This window comes from uncultured Flavonifractor sp. (assembly GCF_944385615.1).
In the GTDB taxonomy this organism is placed as follows: domain Bacteria; phylum Bacillota; class Clostridia; order Oscillospirales; family Oscillospiraceae; genus Flavonifractor.
In genome coordinates this window covers 21442-42030 of sequence record NZ_CALWXV010000010.1, presented here as the reverse complement: position 1 = coordinate 42030, position 20589 = coordinate 21442, and the positions used below count along the sequence as shown (strand labels likewise).

General features: G+C 57.8%; 15 protein-coding genes. 11 read left to right on the top strand and 4 right to left on the bottom strand.

Translation table 11 applies throughout. The annotated features are described in order from the left end of the window. Positions 1–99: 99 nt before the first annotated feature. On the top strand, positions 100–1629 hold the full coding sequence (locus Q0J75_RS04540) for a putative polysaccharide biosynthesis protein (protein WP_297197295.1): 1530 nt from the start codon (positions 100–102) through the stop codon (positions 1627–1629). A gap of 4 nt (positions 1630–1633) precedes the next feature. Here Q0J75_RS04540 and Q0J75_RS04535 read toward each other — a convergent pair whose 3' ends face one another. After that, positions 1634–2563 carry a CPBP family intramembrane glutamic endopeptidase gene (locus tag Q0J75_RS04535; RefSeq protein ID WP_297197292.1) on the bottom strand — a complete coding sequence of 310 codons (930 nt, stop codon included), beginning with the start codon at positions 2561–2563 and terminating at the stop codon, positions 1634–1636. A gap of 216 nt (positions 2564–2779) precedes the next feature. Between Q0J75_RS04535 and Q0J75_RS04530 the strand changes: the two genes are divergently transcribed. The 10 genes from Q0J75_RS04530 to Q0J75_RS04485 all read left to right on the top strand — a co-directional run bounded on the left by Q0J75_RS04530 (position 2780) and on the right by Q0J75_RS04485 (position 16837). Continuing rightward, positions 2780–5080: a vitamin B12-dependent ribonucleotide reductase gene (locus Q0J75_RS04530; RefSeq protein ID WP_297197289.1), complete on the top strand. Its 2301-nt coding sequence runs from the start codon at positions 2780–2782 to the stop codon at positions 5078–5080. Positions 5081–5198: 118 nt separating this feature from the next. Continuing rightward, positions 5199–6167 carry a choloylglycine hydrolase gene (bsh, locus tag Q0J75_RS04525; RefSeq protein WP_297197286.1) on the top strand — a complete coding sequence of 323 codons (969 nt, stop codon included), beginning with the start codon at positions 5199–5201 and terminating at the stop codon, positions 6165–6167. A 304-nt stretch (positions 6168–6471) separates the two neighbouring features. Beyond that, positions 6472–7248 (top strand): enoyl-CoA hydratase-related protein, encoded by a 777-nt coding sequence (locus Q0J75_RS04520; protein WP_297197283.1) that lies wholly within the window; start codon positions 6472–6474, stop codon positions 7246–7248. Between the two features lie 103 nt (positions 7249–7351). Next, on the top strand, positions 7352–8203 hold the full coding sequence (locus Q0J75_RS04515) for a 3-hydroxybutyryl-CoA dehydrogenase (RefSeq protein WP_297197280.1): 852 nt from the start codon (positions 7352–7354) through the stop codon (positions 8201–8203). Positions 8204–8296: 93 nt separating this feature from the next. Beyond that, positions 8297–9457 carry an acyl-CoA dehydrogenase gene (locus Q0J75_RS04510; RefSeq protein WP_297197279.1) on the top strand — a complete coding sequence of 387 codons (1161 nt, stop codon included), beginning with the start codon at positions 8297–8299 and terminating at the stop codon, positions 9455–9457. A 23-nt stretch (positions 9458–9480) separates the two neighbouring features. Next, complete coding sequence (acrB, locus tag Q0J75_RS04505) at positions 9481–10281, top strand: acryloyl-CoA reductase electron transfer subunit gamma (protein WP_087187835.1); 801 nt, start codon at positions 9481–9483, stop codon at positions 10279–10281. 19 nt (positions 10282–10300) lie between these two features. Beyond that, the gene (gene acrA / locus Q0J75_RS04500; protein ID WP_297197276.1) at positions 10301–11404 is read left to right on the top strand and encodes an acryloyl-CoA reductase electron transfer subunit beta; all 1104 of its coding nucleotides are present in this window, start codon (positions 10301–10303) and stop codon (positions 11402–11404) included. 468 nt (positions 11405–11872) lie between these two features. Further along, positions 11873–14734: an EAL domain-containing protein gene (locus tag Q0J75_RS04495; protein WP_297197273.1), complete on the top strand. Its 2862-nt coding sequence runs from the start codon at positions 11873–11875 to the stop codon at positions 14732–14734. Positions 14735–14943: 209 nt separating this feature from the next. After that, positions 14944–15192: a DUF6514 family protein gene (locus Q0J75_RS04490; RefSeq protein ID WP_297197270.1), complete on the top strand. Its 249-nt coding sequence runs from the start codon at positions 14944–14946 to the stop codon at positions 15190–15192. Between the two features lie 259 nt (positions 15193–15451). After that, a complete protein-coding gene (locus tag Q0J75_RS04485; protein WP_297197267.1) occupies positions 15452–16837 on the top strand; it encodes a sodium-dependent transporter in 1386 nt (461 codons plus the stop codon). Between the two features lie 46 nt (positions 16838–16883). Here the strand turns inward: Q0J75_RS04485 and Q0J75_RS04480 are convergent, their stop codons facing one another. The 3 genes from Q0J75_RS04480 to Q0J75_RS04470 form a co-directional block, all read right to left on the bottom strand. Next, positions 16884–17612: a polysaccharide deacetylase family protein gene (locus Q0J75_RS04480; protein WP_297197264.1), complete on the bottom strand. Its 729-nt coding sequence runs from the start codon at positions 17610–17612 to the stop codon at positions 16884–16886. A gap of 79 nt (positions 17613–17691) precedes the next feature. Next, entirely contained in the window at positions 17692–18369 is a 678-nt protein-coding gene (locus Q0J75_RS04475; RefSeq protein WP_297197260.1) for a DUF2461 domain-containing protein, read from the bottom strand. Between the two features lie 102 nt (positions 18370–18471). Then, entirely contained in the window at positions 18472–20346 is a 1875-nt protein-coding gene (locus tag Q0J75_RS04470) for a VanW family protein (RefSeq protein WP_297197257.1), read from the bottom strand. Positions 20347–20589: the final 243 nt, after the last annotated feature.

Below are 20589 nucleotides of genomic sequence, written 5' to 3'. Positions count from 1 at the left end.
ATAGGACAAAATTCCCTGTTTGTCAAAGCATTTCTCCCCGCATGGGGGACAGCCCTTCCCGAATACAGTAGAGTGAACCGCTGAAAGGGGGAGAGACTGTTGAAACTGGACCGGACGTCCATGCTGTACGGTACTCTGCTGCTCACCGGCACCGGCATTGCCGGGCAGTTTCTAGGCTTTGTCTACCGCATTTTGCTCTCCCGGCTCATCGGGGCGGAGGTCATGGGATTGTACCAGCTCATTATGCCGGTGTATTCCGTCCTGCTATCCCTCACGGCGGTGGGACTGACGGCGGCAGTGTCCAACCTGTCCGCCGGGTATTTTGCCCGGGGGGAACGGGGGGGAGCAGCCCAGGTGCTCCGCCGGTGTCTGGTGGGTTTTCTGGTGCTCTTTGCCCTGCTGGCCACCGTCACCGCCCTGCTGTACGATCCCATTTCAGTGTATCTGTTGGGGGACGCCCGTACCCAAACCGGGCTGCTGCTGCTGCTGCCCTGTATCCTCCTCACCGGGGTGGAGAATTTACATAAGCATTTCTTCTACGGCACCGGCGCTATCCGGCCGCCGGCGGCGGTGGAGCTGTGCGAGCAGGTGATTCGGGCGGCGGCGGTGCTGGGCTTGCTGGTCCTTTTCCTGCCCCAGAACCCGGAGCGCACCGTGGCCATCATTGTGCTGGGTATGATTCTCTGCGAGCTGTTTTCCTCGGTGACTCTGGTTCTGTTGGCCCGCAGGCGGCTGGCGGGAGAGCGGCTGCAAGAGCCGGGGGCCTCCGCCCGGATGAACCGGCAGATCCTGTCTATCGCTCTGCCGGTGGGACTTACCAGCCTGCTGGGTAATCTGATGGGCTCGGCCAACGCGGTCCTCATCCCCCAGCGGCTGGTGGCCGCCGGAGCGGAGGTGAGCCGGGCCATGGAGGAATTCGGTGTGCTGTGCGGCATGACTATGCCCATGCTCTGCCTGCCCACCGCATTCATCGGGGCTCTGGGGCTGGTGCTCATGCCCAAGCTGGCCCAGGGCACCGCTCTGGGCAGCGGCGGGCTGGTCCGGCGGCGGATTGACCGGTCCATGCTGGCTACCTCGGTGCTGATGTTCCCGGCTCTGACCTTGCTGGTGGTGTTGGGACCCACCCTGGGCCAGCTTCTGTTTCAGGAGGAGAACGTGGGGCGGCATCTGCTCCCTCTGGCAGTAGGGGTGCTGCTGTCCTGCTGGCAGGCGGTGCTGGGCTGTGCCCTCAACGGTCTGGGCCGACAGCGGGGAGCTGCCCGCAGCTCCATTCTGTCCGGTGGAGTGCAGCTGGCCTGCACCTATGTATTGCTGGGTACCCCCGGCGTAGGGGTGGGGGGCTATGCGGTGGGAGTGGTGCTGTCCTCTGCCCTGGGGGCGCTGCTCAACTGGGCACAGGTGCGGCGGGCTACCGGCCTGAAGCTGAGGCTGTTTGACTGGGGCGTGGCCCCCGGCCTGGCCGCCCTGTTGATGGGACTGACCTGCAACCTGCTCTTCCACATCCTGCTGGACGCCGGGGCTGGGGATCTGGTTGCCATAGGGGCCTGTACCCTCTTTGGGGCGGTGCTCTACCTGGCTGCCCTCCAGGCCCAGGGAGTCCATCTGGTAGGCCTGTTCCGCCTGAGATAACAGATCACAGGAAATAGCTGGCCGCCAGTACAAAGGCCAGAAGGCAGAAGCACAGCATGCCGGGATTTTCAAAGAAGAGCCGCCATTTCCAGCCCTCGGACAGGGATACGCTGCCCCGCTCCAGCCGCAGGTCCCGCCAGCTGGTGATTAAAAAGGTGATGCCCACCACGATGGACCCCAGCACCAGCAGGGAGGTAAGCTGCTCGCCCACCTCTCCCAGCAGCTCCAGCAGGGGGACCAGGGCAACGGAAGAGGCGTTGGTCAGGGCGTGGAGCAGGATGGACTGCCACAGGCAGCCGGTGCGCAGCACCACATAGGCAAAGAGCGCCCCCACCGCAAAGGCGTAGAAGAACTGGTTCAGATTGCCGTGGAACAGACCAAAGCACAAAGCGGAGGTCAGAATGGCAAACCGGTCGCCATAGGGCCGCAGCCGCTCCAACAGCAACCGCCGGAAGAGCAGTTCCTCTGACACGGGGGCGATGACGCACCCCAGCAGGATGTTCAGAACGGTGGGGTAGGAGGCCAGGCTATCCACCGGGTTGGTCACCGCCGCGCCCCGGGCCAAGCCGATTACCAGAGTGAGCAGCAGAGTGAGCAGATTGGCCAGGTAGATCAGCCCCAATGAAATAATAAGGGCTTTGCAGAAGGACAATGGACCCATGGGGCGGCGGGCTGGCGGCGTAGGGGCGGGCGTTCCCCGCAGGACCAGGCAGAAGGCGGGAACGCCTGCGCCGTAGGCCGATCCCACCGACAGCACCCAGAGAAAGATTGGCTGGGTCAGGAGGGAGGGGAAGAGGATACGTACCAGCACACTGACCAACAGCTGGACCACTACCATGGAGGCCATCTGGGCGAACAGGGCCCAGCCCAGGCGGGAAAAGTGCTGGCAATGCGCCCGCAGCAGGGCGGCTTGATTTGGCTGAAGAGGATACATTCCGTCACCTCGCACAAAAATAAATGGGGCGGCGTGTGTTTCCGACGGAAAAAATCCGGCCGGAAAGGCCCACCCGCTTCGGACACAAGGGTTCCAGGGTCCCATTATAGCAAGAAAGGGAGAGAAGGGCAAGAAATCGGACATATTGACAAGTTTCGGTTTCATGATACAATATCTTGTGTTTGAATTTATTACAACTCAGAGGAGAGATCGTATATGCCCATTTCAGAAAACGCCAAGGCCGTGCTGGAGCGGCGCTACCTGGCTCGGGACGAGCATGGAAATCCTACCGAGACAGTGGACGGGCTGTTCCGGCGGGTGGCCAACGCGGTGGCCGAAGGGGACCGGCATTTTGATCCCAAGGCCGACGTGGTGGCCACGGCGGCTGAGTTTTATGAGATGATGACCAATCTGGACTTTCTGCCCAATTCCCCTACCCTGATGAATGCCGGCCGGCCCCTGGGTCAGCTGTCCGCCTGTTTTGTGCTGCCGGTGGACGACTCCATGGAGGATATTTTTGACGCCATCAAAAACGCTGCCCTTATCCACAAAAGCGGCGGCGGTACCGGCTTCTCCTTCTCCCGGCTGCGGCCCAAGGGCTCCACCGTCAACTCCACCGGCGGCGTGGCCAGCGGCCCCATCTCCTTTATGAAGGTGTTCAACGCCGCCACCGAGGCGGTGAAGCAGGGCGGCACCCGCCGGGGAGCCAATATGGGTATTCTCCGGGTGGATCACCCCGATATCATGGAATTTATCACCTGCAAGAACGACACTGCCGAAATCACCAATTTCAACATCTCTGTGGGCATCACCGAGGCCTTCATGGAGGCGGTGAGCACCGGCGGAATGTACGATCTGGTGGACCCCGCCACCGGGCGGATCATGGGCCAGCAGAATGCCAAGGAGGTCTTTGAGGCCATCGTGTCCTCCGCCTGGCAGACCGGCGAGCCGGGCATCATCTTCCTGGACCGGCTCAATCGGGACAACGCCGTGCCAAGCCAGGGGGAGATTGAGTCTACCAACCCCTGCGGTGAGCAGCCCCTGCTGCCCTATGAGAGCTGCAACTTGGGGTCCATCAACCTGGTCAACCACCTGATGAAGACAGTGGCGGGCTGGGTGCTGGACCGGGCCAAGCTGGAAAAAACCATCCGCACCGCCGTCCACTTCCTGGACAACGTGATTGAGGTCAATCAGTATCCCCTGCCCGAAATCGACAAGATGACCCGCTCCACCCGGAAGATCGGTCTGGGCGTCATGGGCTTTGCGGATATGCTCCTCTATATGGGCGTGCCCTACAACAGCGAGGAGGGCGTGGCCCTGGCCCGGGAGATCATGGATACTGTCAACACCATCGGCCATCGGGAGAGCGAGCGGCTGGCGGAGACCCGGGGAGCCTTCCCCCTCTTTGACAAGAGCATCTACAAGGACGGCAAGCCCATCCGTAATGCTACCGTCACCACCATCGCTCCCACCGGCACCCTGTCCATCATCGCCGGGGTGTCCTCCGGAGTGGAGCCGGTCTTTGCCTACGCCTATATCCGCAACGTGATGGACCACACCCACCTGATCGAGACCAACCAGATTTTAAAGGACAAGCTGGTGGAGGCGGGCGTTTACTCCGAGGATTTGATGAAGCAGATCGTGGAGCAGGGCTCCCTGGCCCATGTGGACGGCATCCCTGAGGAGATCAAGCGGGTGTTTGTATGTGCCCACGATGTGTCCCCCATCTGGCATGTAAAGATGCAGGCCGCCTTCCAGGAGTATACCGACAACGCGGTGAGCAAGACGGTGAACTTCCCCAACTCCGCCACAAAGGCCGAGGTGGCCGAGGTCTACCGGCTGGCCTATACCCTGGGGTGCAAAGGCACCACCATCTACCGGGACGGCAGCCGCAATGAGCAGGTGCTCAACATCGGCAAGGTCAACGACGGCAAGCAGGCTCCCGTCTCTGCCGGCCGGGTGTGTGAGGAGTGCCAGATCCCCCAGGAGACCTACGGCCATATCCAGCCCCGGCCCCGTCCGGCGGTAACCACCGGCTTTACCGAAAAGGTGCATATCGGCTGTGGCAACCTGTATATCACCGTTAATTATGACGAAAACGGCATCTGCGAGGTGTTTACCAACACCGGGCGAGCGGGGGGCTGCCCCAGCCAGAGCGAGGCTACCGCCCGGCTGGTCAGCGTGGGCATTCGCTCGGGCATGGACCCCAAGGAGATTATCCAGCAGCTCAAGGGCATCCGTTGCCCCTCCTGCCTGCGGCAGCCAGGGGTGCCGGTGACCTCCTGCCCTGACGCCATCGCCAAGGCGCTGGAGAAGGTGCTCAAGGTGTCCCAGAAGCCCCACGAGCCCGCTCCCGCTCCCATCAGCGCCGCCCCTCCGGCAGCGCCTGTCCCCCATCCGGGGATGACCCCCGCAGAGGCCAAGCTGGCCAAATTCTGCCCCGAGTGCGGGTCTATGCTGGAGCATGAGGGAGGCTGCGTCACCTGCCGTGACTGCGGCTATTCCAAGTGCGGCTGAGAAGGATCAGGGCCTGTCGCGTTTCCCCGCGGCAGGCCCTTTTCTCATAGGTTTGGGGATAGTGTTGGGATGAGTTCGCCACACTAGATAAGATCATATGAAATGGGAGGCGTCAGCCATGTGTACCAGCATTACCTTTACCACTTCCGACCCCTATTTTGGCCGGAACCTGGATCTGGAGTACCACTTTGGCCAGCAGGTGGTCATTACGCCAAGAAACTTTCCGCTGACCTTCAAGCAGATGCCCACGCTGGAGCGGCACCACGCCATCATTGGCATGGCCACGGTGGCGGAGGGCTATCCCCTCTATGCCGAGGGGGTCAACGAGAAGGGGCTCTATCTGGCAGGGCTCAACTTTCCAGGCAACGCCTGTTATCCCTGCGGCCCGGCCGACGGCATCCCTGCCGCCCCCTACGAGCTCATCCCCTGGCTGCTGGGCACCTGTGAGACGGTGGAGCAGGCGGCGGAACAGCTGCGGCGCACCCGCCTGCTGGATCAGCCCTTCCTGCCCGACCTGCCCTCCGCCCCTCTCCACTGGCACCTGGCCGACGCCAAACGGGCGGTGGTGGCCGAGCCTATGGCCGACGGCCTGAAGCTGTTTGAAGACCCGGTGGGAGTGCTTACCAACAACCCTACTTTTGACTTTCACCTGACCAACCTGAACCAGTACCTGGGCCTCTCCGCCGGCCAGCCGGAGAATCGGTTCGGCGGGCTGTCGCTCAAGCCCTTTGGACAGGGAATGGGGGGACTGGGGCTGCCTGGGGATTACTCTCCCGCCTCCCGGTTTGTGAAGGCCGCCTTCCTCAAATGGAACAGTGTCTGCGAAGGGGATGAGGCGTCCAGCGTCAGTCAGTTCTTTCACATCCTGGACGGAGTGGCCATGCCCCGGGGGGCGGTGCGCACCCCGGAGGGGAAATGGGATATCACCGACTACGCCTGCTGTGTCAATGGAAGAACGGGCACCTATTATTATAAAACCTACGACAACAGCCAGATCACCGCCGTCCCCATGGACGAGAGCAAGCGGGAGGGAAGCGCGTTGATCTGCCATCCTCTGGTAACCGCCCAACAGTTCCGGGTGGAGTGAACGGCGACAGGCCGGGGCGGCCCGCCCCGGCGGTTGTACACATTGCCCAAAAAACGGCGGAATCTCTTGGGGGACAAAGGGGGAAGCCGGGCGGAAAACCAGGTATTTTGCAAAATCGGACCAGAGTAGGCCGGGGTTTTCAAAAATGAGTTGTGCAGATTGCCTATAATCATTGATAAAAAAATAACGAAATTCTGCTGCATTTTACTTGCCTGTTGGCCGGGGGTGCGTTATACTTATTAGGTAAGAAGTTGTTAAAAATATAACAATTCTGCATAGGTTACAGGACAAGGAGGCACAACAAATGGGTTTTGTAAAGCTGGAAAAGCAGGGCCATGTAGGTGTGGTCACCATTGACCGGCAGGAGGCGCTGAACGCGCTGAACAGCCAAGTGCTCAGTGATCTGGACGCGGTCATCGATCAGGTGGCTGCCGACGACGAGATCTATGTCATGGTCCTCACCGGTGCGGGCCGCTCCTTCGTGGCGGGCGCCGACATCGGTGAAATGAAGGGCTTCTCTTCCATCGACGGCAAGAAGTTCGGCGTTCATGGCAACAGTGTGTTCCTGAAGCTGGAGAATATGGCCAAGCCCGTCATCGCGGCCATCAACGGGTTTGCACTGGGCGGCGGCTGTGAGCTGTCCATGGCCTGCGATATCCGTCTGGCCAGCGAGAAGGCCAAGTTCGGTCAGCCCGAGGTGGGCCTGGGTATCACCCCCGGCTTCGCCGGCACGCAGCGGCTGCCCCGCATCGTGGGCATCTCCAAGGCTATGGAGCTGATCCTCACCGCCAAGGTCATCAAGGCCGACGAGGCCAAGGCCATCGGCCTGGTCAGCGAGGTCTATCCCCCCGAGGAGCTGATGCCCAAGGCGCTGGAGCTGGCCAACGCCATCTGCGCCAACGCTCAGATCGCCGTGCAGGAGTCCAAGCGCTGCATCCGTATGGGTATGCAGACCGACATCGCCACCGGTTCCGCCTTTGAGGCCGAGGCCTTCGGCGTCTGCTGCGGCACCGCCGACAAGGACGAGGGCATGGGCGCGTTCCTGGAGAAGCGCGCTGAGAAGCACTTCCAGAACAAGTAAGACAGGTTAAACAAACCAGTTACTTATGAGCCCTGTAATTGGGAATCCATCAGACCAAGTTTGGAATATCTTCATAAATCAAATTGAAAAGAGGTTTTTTGCTATGAAGAAGATCGTTGTTATCGGCGGCGGCACCATGGGCCTGGACATTGCTCAGGTTTTTGCCAAGAAGGACTTTGACGTTGTGGTCCGCGACATCAACGACGACATCATCAAGGCCTCCGAGGCCCGCCTGAACAAGAGCCTGGACAAGCTGGTGGCCAAGGGCAAGATGGACGAGGCCAAGAAGGCCGACATCCTCTCCCACATGAGCTTCACCACCGATCTGGGTGCCGCCGCCGATGCCGACCTGGTTGTTGAGGCCGCCATCGAGAACCTGGACATCAAGAAGAGCATCTTTGCCGATCTGGACAAGATCTGCAAGCCCGAGACCATCCTGGCCTCCAACACCTCTTCTATCTCCATCACCGCCATTGCCGCCGCCACCAAGCGGGCCGACAAGTTCATCGGCATGCACTTCTTCAACCCCGCCACTGTCATGAAGCTGGTGGAGGTCATCCGGGGCGCTCATACCTCCGACGAGACCTTCAAGATCATCAGCGACCTGTCCGTGGAGATCGGCAAGGAGCCCGTCGAGGTCAATGAGGCCCCCGGCTTCGTGGTCAACAAGATCCTGATCCCCATGATCAACGAGGGCATCGACCTGGTGTACACCGGCGTGGCCAGCGTGGAGGGTGTTGACACCGCCATGAAGCTGGGCGCCAACCACCCCATGGGCCCTCTGGCTCTGGGCGATCTGGTGGGCCTGGACGTGTGCCTGGCCATCATGGACACCCTGTACAATGAGACCCACGATCCCAAGTATCGCGCCTCCCTGCTGCTGCGGAAGATGGTCCGCGCCGGCAAGCTGGGCCGCAAGACCGGTATCGGCTTCTACGATTACACCAAGAAGTAATATCTGCGTCTGATTACGCGCAAAACGACGGGCGGGAGCCAAAAACACTCCCGCCCGCCGTTCTGAAATACATATCTAGGAGGAAGGCAACAAATGGATCTGCACCTTTCCAAAGAGCAGGAAATGCTCCGCAAGATGTACCGTGACTTTGCCGAAAACGAAGTCAAGCCCCTGGCCGAGTGGGTGGACGAGAACGAAGCGTTCCCCGAGGAGACCGTCAAGAAGATGGCTAAGCTGGGCATGATGGGCATCTATTTCCCCAAGGAGTACGGCGGCGCCGGCGCGGACGTCCTGTCCTACGTCATGGCTGTTGAGGAGATGAGCAAGGTCTGTGGTACCACCGGTGTTATCATCTCTGCTCACACCTCCCTGTGCTGCGCTCCCATCTATGAGAACGGCACCGAGGAGCAGAAGAAGTACTACCTGCCCAAGCTGTGCTCCGGTGAGTGGATCGGCGCTTTCGGCCTGACCGAGCCCGGCGCCGGCACCGACGCCCAGGGTCAGCAGACCACCGCCGTGAAGGACGAGAACGGCAACTGGGTGCTCAACGGCTCCAAGATCTTTATCACCAACGCCGGCTACGCCAACGTGTTCGTGATTTTCGCCATCACCGGCATCACCACCGACAAGCGCGGCCGCAAGAAGAAGGAAATCTCCGCCTTCATCGTGGAGCGCACCGATCCCGGCTTCTCCGTGGGCAAGCACGAGAAGAAGATGGGCATCAAGGGCTCCTCCACCTGTGAGCTGATCATGGAGGACTGCACCATTCCCGCCGACCGTCTCCTGGGCAAGCAGGGCAAGGGCTTCGGCATCGCTATGAAGACCCTGGATGGCGGCCGTATCGGTATCGCTTCCCAGGCTCTGGGCCTGGCTGAGGGCGCTATTGAAGAGACCATCAAGTACACCAAGGAGCGCGTTCAGTTCGGACGCCGCATCTCCCAGTTCCAGAATACCCAGTTCCAGCTGGCTGATATGCATGCCAAGACTGAGGCTGCCAAGTGGCTGGTTTACTCCGCCGCTATGAAGAAGCAGAACCATGAGCCCTACACCATGGACGCTGCCATGGCCAAACTGGTTGCCGCTGAGACTGCCAGCGACGTGACCCGCCGCTGCGTGCAGCTGTTCGGCGGCTACGGCTACACCCGCGAGTACCCCGTGGAGCGCATGATGCGCGACGCCAAGATCACCGAGATCTATGAGGGCACCAGCGAGGTCCAGCGGATGGTCATTTCTGCCAACCTGGGCGTGAACTAAAGGAACTGGAGGGAAGTTACGATATGAAAGCAATCGTTTGTGTCAAGCAGGTCCCGGATACCTCCGGTGTGGTGGCGGTGAAGGAAGACGGCACCATGGACCGTGCCGCCATGGCCACCATCACCAACCACGACGACCTGGCCGCTGTTGAGGCCGCTCTGCGCATCAAGGACGCCACCGGCTGCAAGGTAGTCGTGGTCTCCATGGGCCCCCCGCCCGCCGAGGGTATGCTCCGCGAGCTGCTGGCCATGGGCTGCGACGAGGCCGTTCTGGTCTCCGCCCGTGAGTTCGGCGGTTCCGATACCTACGCCACTTCTCAGATCCTGGCTGCCGCCATCAAGAAGATCGGCGTGGACGACGACGACATCGTGTTCTGCGGCCGTCAGGCCATCGACGGCGATACCGCTCAGGTCGGTCCTCAGATCGCTGAGAAGCTGGGTATGCCCCAGGTTTCCTATGTGGCTGAGATCAACGTGGACGGCAAGGCTGTCACCGTGAAGCGTCTGCTGGAGGACGGTTACATGACCATCAAGGTCCAGACCCCCTGCCTGCTGACCTGCGTGAAGGAGCTCAACGACGCCCGTTATATGAGCGTCGGCGGCATCATGGAGTGCTACCAGAAGCCTCTGGAAGTCTACAACTATGAGACTCTGAAGGACGATCCCCTGATTGATGTTACTACTATCGGCCTGAAGGGCTCTCCCACGAATGTGTACAAGTCCTTCTCCCCCCCGGTGAAGGGCGCCGGTATGATGATGGAGGGCGCCGATAAGGCGACTGTCGAGAAGCTGGTCTCCATCCTCAACGACAAGCACATTATCTAATTGAAAGGAGAGCAATAGAATGGCTTTCAATAGTAGCGATACCGCCGCCTTCAAGGGCGTATGGGTTTTCTGTGAGCAGCGCGAGGGCGTTATCATGTCCACCAGCTACCAGCTCCTCTCCGAGGGCCGTAAGCTGGCCAACGATCTGGGCGTGGAGCTGTGCGGCGTGGTCCTGGGCAAGGACATCAAGGAAGAGTATCTGAAGGCCCTGGGCGGCTATGGTGCCGACAAGGTCTACTACTGCAACCATGAGCTGCTGGACGTTTACACCACCGACGCCTACACCAAGGTCATCTGCGACCTGGTGGAGGACAAGAAGCCTGAGATCTTCCTCATCGGCGCCACCAACATCGGCCGTGACCTGGGCCCCCGCTGCGCCGCCCGGCTGCACACCGGTCTGACCGCCGACTGTACCCACCTCGACGTGGACGTGGCCAAGTACAAGGAGTTCCTGAAGACCACCTCCACCATCGACGTGGACAACACCGTGTTCGAGGAGAATACCAACCTGAAGATGACCCGTCCTGCTTTCGGCGGTCACCTGATGGCCACCATCATCTGCCCCCGCTTCCGTCCCCAGATGTCCACCGTCCGTCCCGGCGTGATGCAGACCCAGCCCTATGACGAGGCCGGCGCTGCCAAGACCGTCATTGAGAACGTGAATGTGGCCCTGTCCAAGGACGACATCCATGTGGATGTCATCGAGGTCAAGAAGGCCGCCAAGAAGCTGGTCGATCTGATCGGCGCCGACGTGGTGGTCTCCGTGGGCCGCGGCATCTCCAAGGACGTGGAGGGCGGCATCAAGCTGGCCGAGGAGCTGGCCGGCGTCCTGGGCGGCGTCGTGGGCTCCTCCCGTGCCTGTGTAGACGCCGGCTGGATCGGCGCCGACCATCAGGTGGGCCAGACCGGCAAGACCGTCCATCCCCGCATCTATGTTGCTCTGGGTATCTCCGGCGCCATCCAGCACCTGGCTGGTATGCAGGACTCCGAGTGCATCATCGCGGTGAACAAGAACGAGTCCGCCCCCATCTTCGACGTGGCTTCCTACGGCATCGTGGGCGATCTGTACAAGGTCACCCCCATGCTCATTGAGGCGATCCGGGCTGCCAAGGCTGCCAAGTAAGAGCCTTTATATGGTTGCCGCACCGGTCAGTAAACCAAGGATTCGATGGTCAGCTGAACGGGCAAGCATTTTTAAAGTAAAAAGGGGTTGCTGCAATAGGTTGCAGCAGCCCCTTTTTTTGTCTGCCTGAATCTCAGCGGAGAGTGAGTTACAATGGCTGTTGTCCGTAAAGTGGAAATACTTGATATAAAAGTATAACTGTAGTAAAATAAGAAAGATGAAAATAAAAGAAATGCTTTCACAAGTATGAGCAAATTGAAACATCGTACAGAAAGAAATTAGTTCTTATATTGAAGACACTTTTGTGGTGATAGAGGGGGTTGCCCATTTGCTGCGCTCCATTCCACAGCGTAATTTGCAGAAAGACTTTTCCGCCCAGCCAATCATATTTCATGCGCTGGGCCTGGTTCTTTTGTGACGAAAATATAAACAAGGTGATACGCCTTGATGGACAAAGAGATGCGGTCTATGAAAAAAGTAAAAAATATGGTGGTTGTACTGGCGGTAGGTATTGCATTGATGGGGAATTTTGGTGCAGTCCATGCACAGGTGCCATCTGATACCGTGGTGCGGGTTGGCTTCCCGATTCAGGACGGCATATCCTATATCGATGAAAACGGGAATTATGCCGGATATCTGGTAGACTATATGAACCAACTGACCCTGTTTACTGACTGGGAGATTGAATATGTCCAGGCAGAAGGCGATGTGGATACCCAGTTGTCTACGCTGTTGGATCAACTGGAGGCTGGCGAAATCGATATGATGGGGACTATGAATCGTAACGCCGTCCTGGAAGAGATATTTCTCTACCCCAGCTACAGCTATGGGTCTACCTATACCGTTCTGGCTGTCCGGGACGACTCCAGCTATATTTCGGAGAACTTTTCCAACTGGGATGGGATCACCATTGCATCCTATCCCGGCATGGCCCAAAGAATGGAACTGCTTGCGCAGTATGCAAAGGTCAATGGTTTCACTTATGAAGTGGTGGATTATGAGACCTATGAAGATATGATGAACGCTGTCTTTTCCGGTGAGACAGATGCAGTGCTTCAAGTGGACATTTCATTGCCGGAAGGACTGAAAAGTATAGGGCGTTTTTCTCCTTCGCCTTATTATTTTGCGCTATCCCCGGAACGGGAGGACTTGCTGCCGGAGCTCAACGCTGCGTTGGAGATCGTTTCAACTTCCTATGAAAATCTACAGCATGAGCTATATGAACGATATTTCGCGGATTCTGATTTTTTCGGTGCCTCTAAGGAGGAATTGGAGTATATTCAGTCATTGGGTACCCTGCGCGTGCTATTTTTTACTGGAAACGCCCCCTTCCAGTATATCAAGGAAGATGAGCTGACAGGATTTGCCGTAGAATACTTTGAGGACTTTGCCACAAAGGTTGGACTGAAATATGATCCGGTGATTGAGGGTGATCTGGATAAAGCCATTCAACTGGTGAAAAATAATGAGGTTGATTTGATTGCCTGTGTGGCAACTGATTCCGCCCTTTCCTATGAAAACGGAATCCGTCTGTCGCTTCCGTATTTTAACAGTTATGCAATCCGCACGTATTCTACGGAACACGACGATGCAGAGGAACAGGCGTCGGAATTTGATATGAACACAGAGGAAGCGCTGGAAAAAGTATTGTCCGATGATACCTGCTGTGCCTGGATGGATGGATATTCTCTGAATTACTACCTCCGCAAAAATGTAGTCTATGATAACATTGTGACCGACTGGTCGGATACCAGAGAATTTTCCTATGCGGTGGCTGTGACAAATAACCTTCCCAATGCCAGTAAGATGGTCTCTCTTTTAAATCAGTTTGCCAGCTCCATCAGCGATCAGGATACACAAGCCCGTCTGTCCACCTATCTTTTGGATGAAATCGAGTATACGCCAAAAGAGTGGATCTTGGCCAATCGGTCGGCTATTTTGGTGGCCTCCACCAGTATCATTTTACTGATTGCTGTGCTTACCTTCTATGTTTACCACAAAAAAATGGCATACAAGACCTTGGCCAGCGAGAATAGACTGCTTCATCTTTCCATTTATGATGAATTGACAGGAGCCTATAACCGGACCTATTTTTGCAAGCTGGTGGAGCAGAGACTTTTACAGCGTAAGCCAGGGGCGCTGATTGCCTTAAATATCCACAATTTCAAGTACATCAATGATACCTATGGAACCCATCGTGCAGATCAGCTTCTCTGTAAAATGAAGGAAATTTTAGAGGGCAATCTGAGAGACGGCGAGTTGATCTGCCGTCCCTCAGCCGATTGCTTTTATCTTTGCATTTTTGACGATCTGCCGGAGGACATCAATGGCCGTGTGGACATGATTCAATCCCAGCTGAAGGCCATGGCGGAGGAACTGTTGGATGGTTATCGAATTTTCGTCTACTGTGGAGCGGTTTCTTCTGTTACCTCTCCAGATTTATCCAGCGCGCAGGCAAATTTGAATTGCCTTATGGTGGCATTGGCCTATGCAAAGCGGGCAGGCGGCTCCCAGGTCTGCATGTATAACGATTCCATGCATAAGGAGGAGCAGCTAAGGCAGTATATCGAAGCCAATATGTACCGCGCTCTTGAGGAGAGTGAATATCAAGTCTACCTCCAGCCCAAAATGAATCTGCATACCGGTCAGATAGACAGTGCGGAGGCCCTGGTGCGGTGGCAGACAAAGGAGCGGGGCCTCCTCTTCCCCGACAAATTCATCCCCTTATTTGAAGAAAACGGATTCTGCAAGCAGCTGGATCTTTACATGCTGGAGAAGTCCTGTCAGCTATTAAGAAGCTGGATGGATGCGGGGATTCCGCCCATTACCATCTCCATCAACCAGACCAAGGCCCTCTTTGTCAGCGATGATTATGTTGAAAATCTGCTGGAAATTACATCACGTTATCAGGTACCACCCCAGTATATTGTACTGGAAATCCTGGAAGGTCTGGCGTTTGAAAATCTTGCGGAGTTAAACGATACCATTGCTCGCCTGAATCACGCCGGTTTCCACGTGTCTATGGACGATTTTGGTTCCGGCTATTCCTCCCTGAATACCCTTGGAAAGCTGCATATCGATCAGATTAAATTGGATCGCATGTTCTTGATGGATTTAAGAAAAGAACAGAGAAGCTCCCAATATGAAGTGATGTTTTCCATTTTTGCAATGGCAAAAAAATTAGGAATTGAAACGGTTACAGAGGGTGTGGAGACAAAGGAGGACCAAGAGTTAATCATATCTATGGGATGTGACTATGCACAAGGCTATTATTACAGCAAGCCAATCCCAGCAGAGGATTTCCGCAATATGTTTTTGAAAAAGAACTGAGTTTCGCTCTCTATGAGCATGAAGGCAAAAAGATCGGCTGGACAGCCCTTTGGCTGTCCAGCCGATCTTTTTGATAGCCTTGTTTTGCAACCTGATAGGATGCGGCCCTGAATGGCAGAAAGTGTCGAAAAAAGACGAACGGTAAAACTTTACAAATAATTCTAAATATGTATAATTAAGGTAAGAAATGAACAGAGGGGGAGAGTGCTATGAGAGAACTGTTGGTGGAGAGCCCGAGGGACTGCGGCTATCGCTATATGATTCTGGTGGATGAGATGACGGTAGGCGGGATGAGCTGTGAAAGCTATGGCGTTCGGGTGACCGGGCCGGATGGGGAGTGTGCGGAAATACCCAACATTACGGTGAGCGCCGGGCGGATTGATGAACTGGTGGACCTGCTGCGCCGCAATCAGGTGTCGCCGGTGACTCTGAGGGATGTGGTAGACGACTGGCTGTAACAGATGTGGATAAAAATACATGGTTATTCACCTGTAATGATTGACAGCGCCGACAAAATCCGCTATGATAATGTCTGCTGAATCGACCGCGCCGCAAAAGGGAGGACCGGTGAAACAGGGTTAGGCCCTTTGCGTGCAGATCGTTCCCGCGGCTTTGTGCCGCGGGAATTCTTGTACCTGCCGGGAAGATGCAGTGGGCGGGAGAAAACCACTCCCCCCAAACGGCCGCCGGGAGCGGCCGATTCAAGGAGGAAGAGTTGTGAAAGAGAGAGAGACCTTTGCGTCCCGGTTGGGCTTCGTGCTCATCTCCGCCGGGTGCGCCATCGGCCTGGGCAACGTCTGGCGGTTCCCCTATATTGTGGGGCAGTACGGTGGCGCGGCCTTTGTGCTGATCTATCTGGTGTTTCTGGTGGCCATGGGCCTGCCCATCATGGCGATGGAGTTTGCCGTGGGCCGGGCCAGCCGGAAAAGCATCATTGTGTCCTTCCAGGAGCTGGAGCCCAAGGGAACCAAATGGCACTGGTACGGCTGGTTTGGTATGGCGGGCAACTACCTGCTGATGATGTTTTATACCACCATTGCCGGCTGGCTGCTGATGTACTTCTTCAAGATTGCCGCTGGTCAGTTTGACGGACTGGACCGGGCGGGGGTGGAGCAGAGCTTTAACAGCATGGTATCCCAGCCCGGGCTTCAGCTGCTCTTTATGGTCGTCGTGGTGGTGCTGGGCATGGTGATCTGTAGCCGGGGCCTGCAAAACGGCGTGGAAAAGGCCAATAAGTTTATGATGCTGTGCCTGCTGTGCCTGCTGGTGGTGCTGGCCATCCGGGCTATTACCCTGCCCGGTGCTATCAAGGGCCTGGAGTTTTATCTGGTACCTAATTTTAATAACCTGATGTACGACGCTCAGGGCAATTTCCGCCTGGGTGAGGCCATCTATGCCGCCATGGGTCAGGCGTTCTTTACCCTGAGCTTGGGCATCGGCGCCATGGCTATTTTCGGCAGCTATATCGGCAAAGACCGCCGGCTGTTTGGGGAGACCATCAGCGTAGGCGTGCTGGACACCTGTGTGGCTTTTGTGTCCGGTCTGATTATTTTCCCCTCGGCCTTTGCGTTTGGGGTCAATCCGGACGCCGGCTCCAACCTGATTTTTATTACCCTGCCCAACGTGTTCAACGTCATGCCCGGCGGACGGCTGTGGGGCGCATTGTTCTTTGTGTTCCTCTTCTTTGCGGCCTTGTCCACCATCACCGCCGTGTTTGAAAATATTCTGGCCTGCTGGATGGATAAATGGGGTGTGTCCCGTGGCAAGGCGGTGGCCATCAACCTGGTGCTCATTTTCCTGTTGAGCCTGCCCTGTCTGCTGGGCAACAACCTGTGGAGCGGCGTCAAGCTCCTGGGTATGGACGTCATGAGCTTTGAGGACTTCCTGGTGAGCAACAATCTGCTGCCCATCGGCTCGGTGATCTACCTGCTGTTCTGCTGCCTGTCCAAGAAGATCGCCTGGGGCTTTGACGGCTTCTTGGCAGAGGCCGACCAGGGCAGAGGCGTCCGTTTCCCCGCTAAGCTGCGGCTTTATTTCACCGTGGTGGTGCCTATTATTGTCCTGATTATCTTCATCATGGGTTACATCGAGAAATTTGCATAAACGGCCAACAAAAAAGGACCTGCTTTTGGCAGGTCCTTTTTTCTGTTTATGGGTAGGCGTTCCAATAGACCTCGCCGTCCTTCAGAGGGAGACCCCGGGCGGCAAAGAGCTGGTCGATGGTGCAGAAATAGTAGCCCTGGGCGTGCAGCTGGTCTACAATTTCCAGGGCGGCGTCCACCGATTCAGGATAGATGTCGTGGAGCAGAATGATCCCCCCGTCCCGGGCCTGGGATACCACCTCCGTTACCACTCGGTTGGTGTCCTTGTCGTCCCAGTCCTCCGGGTCAATGGACCACAGGATAATGGGGCAGCCCGCCCGGAGCCGCACTCCCTCGTCCCACTTTCCGTAGGGAGGGCGGAGCAGGAAACCGTCGTGGCCCAGCAGCTCAGTCAAAAGGGTGCGGGTCTTGTCCACCTGGGCGGAAAAATCCGTCTGGTTCAGTTCGTTCAGCTGAACATGGTCAAAGGTGTGGATGCCGATCTGATGACCTTCCCGGTCCATGCGGCGGATCACATCCTCGTTGTCCGGAATTTGGCGGCCAATGAGGAAGAAAGTAGCCTTTACGCCCCGCTCCGCCAGTCCGTCCAGCAGGCGAGTGGTGGTGGAACGGCGGGGACCATCATCAAAGGTGAGGGCGATGAGCTTTTGGGTGGGAATCTCTGCCGGTCCGTCCGCCGGTACGGCGTCCAGCCAAAGGCAGGCCGAGGGGGGCAGCACTGCCAGCAGCGCCGCCAGCAGCACCACCGCCCACCGCCGTCTGGAATGGCTGGTCATATCCTCACCCCCGTTTTACCGATTACCTGCGTTAGTATGTGCGGTAAAACGGCGGGCCTTTCACACAATATTTGTAAATTCAAGCCTGCCGGGGATCGGGATCGCCGCTGAGAGAGAGGACATACTGGTAGTAGGGCAGCAAAAAGGTAAAGCTGTCCAGCAGCGTGTCGGCCAGGGCATGGCTCCACAGCAGGTCCTGATGGGGGGCGCTGTGGGAGAGCGCAAAGCTCTTTTTTCGGTACCAGGGATCCAGCAGGGGAGAAGGGGCGGGCTTGGGACGCTTGTAGTCCTCTCCCTCCAAAAGAAATTGCTCCTGCTTGTTGAAACGGCGGGCCAACTGCTCCATGGGCTTGGGGTCCCGGTCCATCCGGGCCCGGAATTTGGCCATAGTGAGGGGCGGGGCCATCCAGAAGCCCATGCCGCAGGACCATTCCTCGGGCGCCAGTTCAAACCAGAATACTGGCTCGGAGCCCGCCTCCACATGGGGACGGACCAGGCTGAGCCACAGATGATCCTTGTATGGACCACGGCCAAAGAGCCGCCGGGCGTCCCGGTAGATACGGGAAACCTTACACACCAGGTCCAGGTCGGGATGCTCGTCCAGGAAACGGGTATAGACCTCATTGGCCAGCTCCTTCATGGGGCGCTGGAAATGGGTAATATAGTCCTCTTTATGGGCTTCAAACCAGGACTTTTCGTTGTTGAAGCGGATGCCCCACATAAAGTCCACAGTAGCGCCGGAAAAGCCTTGAAACATGGTGGATTCCTTTCTCAAACAGAATATTTTTATCAAAAAGAACAGAAGCGAGGTCCCCGCTGGGCGGGGACCTCGCAGGGATATTTCCCGGGAAACGACCGGTCAGGCGGCGGGCGAGGCGGTCTCCGATGCGGATGAGCCGTTCTCAGGCTCCATACCCGGACCAGTGGACGGAGTGGCCGCCGGAGTAAAGACCGGTGTGGGGGTGGGTGCCGGCGTCGGTGTGGGGGTCGGCGTGGGGGTCGGTGTAGCGGTAGCCGCCGGTGTGGGCGTGGGTGTAGCGGCAGGGGTGGGGGTGGGCGTAGGAGTAGGCGTAGCGCTGGGGGTAGGCTCCACCGGGGTCAGGGTTTTCAGGCCGGTAGAGGGATCAATGCCCCAGCGGGCCGCGTCGGCGGGGTTGTAGTAGTATACCGCGTCAGAGGATTTATAGCTGTTGCGGTACAGGAAGATGGTGTCCACTGTGTTACCGTTTTTGTCTACCAGCTTCTGGTACACGTCCACTGTGATGCCGTTATAGCGGGAGTAGTTGGGGTCCCGCTGAGGCTGGGTGCCCTGGGGGATGGAGGCATTGGGCTTGTAGGTGTTCTTATAGGGAGTGGTGGAAATGGTGACGGAGTAGGGCTCCCCGTGGATGCCGGTGGTGTCGGTGCCGTAGATGGTGACGTGCAGCTTGTGGCTGCTGTCCTGATAAGCCTCGATCTTGATGGGGTAGTCGGTGTCGTTCTTGAACTTGAAGTCGATCTGGTTGCTCCACACGGTGGCGTCAGTGCCTACCACCGGCATATAGCCGCCGTTAAAGGCGTGCTTGGAGCGCTCCACCGTCTCCAGATTGGCCTTCAGAGTGACCCAATAGAGGGTGGAGGACAACTGGCAGATGCCGCCGGCGGTGGCGTCGATGCTCTGTCCATTCTGGTAGGTGCCTGCGTCCTTGTAGCCGCTGGACTTGGTGTAGGGACCGGCCAGGGCGTTGTAGGAGAACACCTCGCCGGGCAGCAGGATGGTGCCGTTGATCCGGCTGGCGGCCAGACTGATGTTATACCACCGGGCGGAGGGACCGGCGCAGGTGGTAGTGCCGGTACCCAGCACGTCCTTAAAGAGATTGGACTCCAGCTTGGCGGTGGTCATTTCGGGCTCGGTATAGGTCAGGGGAACGGTGACCTGGGTGCCCTCCTCCGCGCTGTCCAGGGCGGACTTGGCGGCGGCGGTGTCCAGGCTGACGCCGGTGACAGAGGGGACAATGGACTTGGTCTCCTTGTCTAAGTAGGCGTCCACCGGCTCCACGGCCACCTCGCTCTGGATGGCGTCAAAATCCGGGTCTACCGGAGCGGCGGTGGTAACTTGGGCCTCGATGGGCTCCCCGCTGTCGCCGCCGCTGAGCTGCTGGCTCAGTTCCTCCTCCAGCGCGTCGGTAAGGGCATTGGCGTCAATGGTGCGGCCGGTGACTCCCTTGTGGAGCACCAGCTGGTTGTCCTGGATCTCCCAGGTGGTCTGGGCGTCCGGGTCGGTACACTCCTCGATGGCGCGGGTCACCTGCTCGGGGGTGTCCTCCAAGGTCACCTGGGCGGGGTACTGGCTGCCCCCGGCCAGAGAGACCAAAAACTGCCCTCCCCGGGTGAAAAAGGAGCCGGACTGGCTGTCCAGAGCCGACTGCACCGCGGTCTTTGTGTCCACGGAGGCGCCGGTGCCGGTGACGGTGTACTGCTTGCCCTCACAGGTGAAGGTGGCGGAGAGCTGAGACAGACGCTGGGGGAGCTGCTCCTCCAAAACGGAGAGAGCTTCGTCCTGCGTGCGGCCTCCCACGTCGATCCCGGCGATGGTGGTATTGGGAAGGAAGGTGCCGCTGCCGGCCATAGCGCACAAAATCAGGTAGCCGGCGATTAAGGCCGCCGCCACGACCAGTGCGATCACCAGGGCGGCCTTACTACCGCCCTGGGGCTTTTTGGCCTGCGCGGTTCGCTTTCCCGCTGCTTGTGCCATATTGATCACTCCAACTCATATTGTCGCCCGTTCCAAAAAACGGACCCTGAATCCGGTAGATGAAGCAGAGAGGGAAAAAAGGCCCGCTCTGCCGGGATTCCAAGCAAAAGGATTCAGTAAATCATATTATAGGTGTTTCCTGGGAGAAAAGCAATTACAGAATGGTTACATACAGGACCGGCCAAAAGCGCTTTACAGCAAAGCCAATTCCGTGTATGATGATATGCAGACGGACAGGCGGAG